The 7,153-nt window shown below is 38.2% G+C and carries 1 protein-coding gene; it reads left to right on the top strand.

Annotated features, from left to right (window positions below; all coding sequences use genetic code 11):
• Positions 1-7,153: hemagglutinin repeat-containing protein (locus ACYIAM_RS12775; RefSeq protein WP_483748528.1), on the top strand; the 7,153-nt coding region annotated here is incomplete at both ends.

Raw genomic sequence — 7,153 nt, 5'->3', positions numbered from 1 at the left:
AGTCAACAGGACATTCGCAATAGCAAGCAAATTTACAGTCAACAAAATATCCACTTAAACAGTCAAAAAGCCATTGTGAATGAGGGTTCATTCCTTGCCAAGCACGATGTTGTTCTTAAAGGCTCAGTGATAAATAGCACTAAAAATAGTACTGTGGCTGCGGGTATTGATGAAAAGGGAAAACTGACCGAGCCTGGTAATATTGATGCTACTGCCAATAGTATTGCATTTAATGGCAAAAACAGTGCAAACAACGCATTATCATTAAAAGCTAAAAACCGTCTTAATCTTGATGGTAGTCAAACATATGCTAATGATTTAAATCTGACAGGCGAATCGATCTCGCTTAGTGGGGCGCAAGTCCAAACTGAGCAACAATTACGTTTAACTAGCGCTAAAACGATAAACACGTCTGACGCAACGATAAAGGCCAAAGAAGGCATAGCATTAACAACCAACGCACTCACGAGCAACAATAGTCAGCTTATTGCAGAAAACGACATTACACTAAGAGCCAATCATATAAAAAGTAATGCCGCTAAAATAAATACCAATGGTGCAATAATTATTGATGCTGATGATACTGAAATGCACGATGCCAGCTTAAGCGCTAAAGGTGCCGTTTCGTTGTCGAGCAGTGAGCTCAATGCGGATAACCTCGACCTTATTACCGAACAAACGCTACGTATTAATGCAAAAAATTTATCCACTAACCGAGCTAAGTTACAGGCTAAGAATGTGGTTGACATTAATGCCGATACTTATTTTGCGCATTTTTTAAATCTTATTACAACCCAACCTGTATCGATAAAGGCCAATCAGTTAAAACTGGATAAATCAAAAATTAGTGCATTAGGTGATATTACCGTGCAAGGTCGAGCGCTAAGCAATCGAGAGTCGATATGGTGGTCCGGTAATAACATTGACATTAAAGCAGATAATATCGAAAATGGCGCCAGCCAGATGAAAGCGGCAAGCTCAATCCATTATCAGTTTGATTATCTAAATAATGATAATACCGTATTAGTCGGTGGTAAGCATTTAACTTTTACGGGTAATACGTTACATAACCAACAGGCAAAATGGCAAAGTGGTGATAACATCGTTATTGATGCTTCAACACGCTTTGATAACCAATCAGGTTTAATCGTATCTGGTGGTACCTTAACCATTAACACGCAAGCTATGGCTAACGATGATGCTAAGTTAATTGCTCATGATACCTTAGATATCCATGCTAAACACTTAGCAAGCGATAACAGTATACTGCAAGCCGGCAATGCGCTTAATTTAGCCATTGACGAGCAAATTAATGCGAAAGGAGCAAGCCTACACGCTGATAATCAAATTGTTATTAACAGTAAAAAAATAGATTTAAGCCATGCTGCCATTGGTGCAAAAGGCGATATTTCACTAACAGGGCAACAGCAAATCTTAAATCACGGCGAACTATTATCGACTGGTCAAGTCCATTTTAACGCTACTACAATTGAGGCGGATGATGCGGTAGTAAAAGTAGCAAATGATTTAGCAATTAAGGCACAAGAATCGGCGGCATTCAATCGTGTACAACTTATCACCAACAAAAAATTGATAATTGAGGCACCACGGGCAAATACTGCGAATTCTACGCTCTATGCTAATGATGGTATGCAATTGCATTTTTCTCAGCTTAATAATCAGAATGCAAATTGGTTTAGTGGTGGTGTAATCAACTTATTGGCAACCGAGTTTAACAATCAAAAAGCAACCATTCAGGCTAAACAAGATTTAGCTATTGATGCTCAACAAATTAACAACAGTGAAGCAATATTATTAACTGACGGTAAACTTTCAATCAATGCTAATCAAATTGATAACACCGCAGCACAAATTCAAACAAAAGACGACATTCATATTAAAGCGAGCGATCAGTTAAAAAATGCTAATACTAAACTGATAACAGATGGCAATATTGAGATTGATACTGATAACCTTACTAATACCGATGCAAAATTTTTAAGTCATCAGCATATTGCTATTCGTGCGGCCAAGTTTCACAACGAGAAAAGCCTCTTTTTTGCTGATGGTGCCATTAACTTCATTAGCAACATAATCAATAACCAAGACAGTGAAATTAAGTCCAAACAAGGGATTGACATACAAACAGAATCTCTTGTCAGTGACCGAGCTGAATATGTTACCGAAGGTAGCTTGAACTTAGCGAGCAAAACAGCATCATTAAATCATGCAACTGTTGCCAGCAAAGGGGATATAAATATTCACAGTGAACAAACACTGTCCATACAAAAAGCACTGCTGGTTGCACAGCAAAATATGCAACTTAAAGCCAACACAATCAATAGCAGTGAGTCAAGCATAAACAGTTTAGGTGATATTGATATTACTGGCACACAACTGACGAACAAGAATGCGGCGATCATCAGTAATAAAAACATTAAAATTAAAGCTGATACTATTAATAACACAGCCAGTGAAATGGGGGCGCAAGGCCATATTAACGTCAATGCCATCACGCTGATAAATAACAATGCAAAATGGGTTGCCAACAACGGTATTACTATTGAAAGTGATGAGCTCAATAATTCTGGTGCACAATTAGGCAGTGACAAATCACTACATATTAATACGAAGCAATTCAACAATCAAAAAGCGATTTTCAATACAAAAGGAGACATCGCTATTCAGGCTGAAAGTTTGGATAACACTCAATCGAAATTATTCAGTGGCCAGTCAATAAAGATCGATACTACTCGTCTTATCAATAAAGGTGGAGTACTTAAAGCAGATAACGCCATAGCCATTAATAACCAAGAGTTTGATAATAGCGAAGCGATTTTAGTGGCACAATCTGCGATTAACATCATATCTAACACGCTGAATAATACTCAGGCCACACTCCAATCGCAAGATAAAATAACCCTTCAAGCCAATCGATTAGATAACCAGTCAGCGCTATTATTATCGGGTGATAAAGGAATAAGTATTGATAGCCAAACCTTAAACAACCAACAGGCCAAATTATTTACCAATGGTGATTTGACACTTCATGCTGACAATATTGCTAATCAACACGCAAAATTGGTTGCTGAAAAATCCCTGAATATAAAAACCCAACAAATAGATAATCAACAAAGTGAATTGCTGGCTAAAGGGGATATAAATATTCATGCAAACACACTCAATAATCAGCAAGTCATCCTGATTTCAGAAAATAATATTGGATTAAGTGCAATTCTTGGTATTGATAATCATGCGGCGCAATTAACTGCGAATGGCAAAATTGAACTTACCTCATTGAACTATATTAACAATAATGAGGCAAAATTACTCTCCAATAACGGTATCAAGTTACAGACTACTGACTTAAACAATCAATCAGCGTCCTTAAAAACCAATGGTCTTATCAATGTTGAAGCAACGGATGTTGATAATCGACAGTCAGAATATATAGCTAACAACATTTTGCTTGAAAGCCATCATTTAAACAATGAGCAAGCCACCCTAACAGCGAATAATACGATGGTGATTAATGCTTGGGATTTTAATAATAGCAAAGGGCATTTACTAGCCGATAATATTTACTTAAAAACGCGAGCATTTCAAGGCGATGGCATAATAAAAACTAAAAATGATTTGTCCCTGGATTTAGACGATAGCTTTATCAATGAAAATGAAATAACCGCCAATGGTCATTTGTCTATTCGTACCACAAAAGACATTATTAATAAAAACAAAATCACGGCAGGCCGTCAAGTTTCGTTAAATAGTCAGCAACTGGTTAACGAACAACAGGCAGAAATTAGTGCTGATTATTTAGCATTAAAGCATCAAAATATTACCAATTATGGATTAATTGATGGTACCACCTCAGTTATCCGTACTGACGCCTTAAATAACTTAGAAACAGGACGTATTTATGCTGATAATCTAGCTATTAGCGCTACCCAGCTTAATAACCGCGGTCAAAATGGTAGAGCCCCCGTCATTGCAGCTCGACAGAATTTTAACTTGGGGATTAAAACATTAAATAACTATACGCATGCCCAATTGCTCAGTTTAGGGTATTTTAATATTGGGGGTGATCTTGACGAAAACTTCAATGTTGTCGGCTTAGCTGACGTGATTAATAACCATTCGGCAACCATTGAATCGCAAGGGAGTTTAGTTATTGCGGCCAACACCATTAACAATATTAATGACCATATTGTTACAGAAATGCGCCAAAGCGATGAACCACCTGAAAAAGAAACTTATTTTCAAACCTCTGAAGGTGATGGACCAACAAAATACTCGCCAAATGATGTTCTTTATCGTATTCACACAAAATACATGCGTGGTATTCCTTGTCAATATTCAACGTCACATCACAGGTGCTATTATAAATGGAATGACATTCCAGAGCATTTAAGGCATTCCAATCGATTACAACGCATGTCAGTTCCATCTCATAACATTGACGGAGCGGAGGACTCGTGGGAATTTAATGTTATTAAACAAAAATATCGTACTGTTGTATTAGAAACCGATCCGGGTAAAATCATGGCAGCGGATCATATTATTATTCAAGGGCAAACGCTAAACAATCAGGACAGTAAAATTGTTGCGGGTAAAACCGTCAGCATCAACGTAAATCAACTGAACAATACGTCTCAGGAAACTTTATCAAAATATGTCTATTCAGGGAATTATTATGAACATAAGAAAAAGCACAAGGATGACTATAGATGTTATGGTCCTTCTAATTACACTAAAGCTGATGAAGTTTTTATTGATGATGCATTAAATCATAACATTTTAGATCATCAAATCTTTGAGCGCACACCGCTAAAAGAAACACCGAAACAAGCTGTCGAAGTTGAAAATCCCCATAATCAAGTTCTTGTGGGCAAAATGATAGGTGGTCCAATTTCGCAGCATGAAAAACAATTAACCAATCCAATTATTGACTTAAGTCCAGATAATAAGCTCACATCAGATAAAACAAATCTAGTGGCTGAACCAAAGCATAAACAAGATGTTATTGCTACCTTGCCTTTCCTACCTGATAATCATTTTGAGGGAAATTTAGACAACAAAAAAGATACGTCGACAGTCAAAGAGCCTGATTTACCGGCTACTAAAGATGAGATGACACCGTCTAAAACTATTAGTATTTATGAGCCCAATTTGACCTTACCTGATAATAGCTTATGGATAGTTCACAAAGATACAGACAAAAATTATATTATTGAAACCGATCCGCGTTTTACCCAACGCAAAAAATGGCTGAGTTCAGATTATATGCTTCAACGCTTAAAAACTGATCCAGATTCAATACAAAAACGATTAGGCGATGGGTATTATGAGCAACAACTCATTCGTGAACAAATTCTTGGCTTAACGGGCAACCGATATTTACACGGTTACCATTCAGATTTAGAACAATACCAAGCATTGATGGATGCTGGAATTCGTTTTGCCAATGATTATGGCATTGTTCCGGGCGTTGAATTATCGGCAGAGCAGATGAAAGCCTTAACCACTGACATCGTGTTATTAGTGAAAAAAACCATCAATGTTGATGGTCAAAGCATGGAAGTGTTAGTACCACAAGTTTATGTGGTTAATCGGCCACAGCTTGGTAGCGATGGGGCATTAATTGCAGGCGAAAATGTATTTATTAAAGGTGATGAGCTTAACAGCAATGGTTTAATAAACGCCAAGAACGATATTTTATTAGAAGGGCATAACGTCACTAATAAAGGGACGATTTATGGTGATAGAGTTGCTATTAATGCAAAAAACGACATTACCAATTATGGCAAATTGGTGGGCGATAAGTTGGTTTATTTATCGGCAGATAATGATATCAACCTATTATCAAGCACGCGCACGCAAACTCGCGATCGCAACTTAACCACCAATATTGACCAAAGTAGTATTATCCAAGTGAATAATGGCAATATTGTGATAGATGCCGGTCGTGATATTAATACAAAAGCGGGATGGATAATAAATAATGGCGAAACGGGTAATACCTGGTTACAAGCCGGTCACGATATCAAGTTCAACACGGCTGATATTGAAGAAAAATTAGATTTTAGGGTCAAAAAGGACTACCGCAAAACCGATGAAAAAAGCGTTGTAGGTACAGAGATAAGTGCCATTAATAATGTGATGCTTATTGCGGGTAACGATATAAACGCCAAAACAGTTGATATTGTTGCAGGCAATCATTTAGGACTTCACGCTGATAACGACATATCCATTGGGGCGTCGGAAGAACGATTTGAGTTAGATGAGTTTCACAAGAGAAAAAAGAAAGGCTTTTTAAATAAGAGTACTACAACAACGCGTACTCAGATAGACAATACCACCCAAAAAGGCAGTGAGCTTTATGGTGATAGTGTCACTATTGATGCGGGTAACAACTTAACGGTGACCGGTAGCCAAGTGATTGGTACGCATGATGTAGCACTTGAGGCGGGTAAAGCGATTAATATTGATGCGGCGGAAGAGTCGTATTACCGAAAACACGAAACCAAGACCAAGAAATCGGGATTAATGGGCAGTGGCGGAATTGGTTTTACGGTGGGTAAAGAAAAAGAAAATCTCAAACAGACCGATACCGAACAAGCCTTTGTGGGCAGTGTTGTAGGCAGCACAAATGGCAATGTTAACATCCAAGCGGGCAAAGACCTAAATATCAAAGGCAGTGATGTTATTGCGCAGCGTGATATTAGAATGCAAGGCGAAAACGTCAATATTGAAGCATTAGATGCCAAAACGACGTATAAAGAAGAGTACAGTTACGAAAAGTCTGGCTTAACGGTAGCTTTAACGGGGACGGCTGCGGATATGTATGAAGCGGCAAAAGCAGTAGAGCGAGCCAAGAAAAAGGGCAATGACAAACTATTAGCACTCCAATCGATTAAATCGGCGTTAACGGCGATAGAAGCGCTTGAAGATTCACAACTGAAAAACCAACAAGGACAAAGTCAAGCTTCGATAGGGGTGAGTGCGATGGTGGGCACGCAACGCACGGAGCGAGAAGTGAACCAAGAGCAGCATTCGGTAATAAGTAGTGGAGTTTCGGCGGGACGAAATATAGATATTATAGCGACAGGGAATGCGAATAAACAAGGAGGCGATATAACGCTAAAAGGGAGTG

This window comes from Gilliamella sp. X-60 (assembly GCF_057063585.1).
Note: the sequence above shows the minus strand (reverse complement) of the source record. Positions and strands in the feature narration are given on the sequence as shown.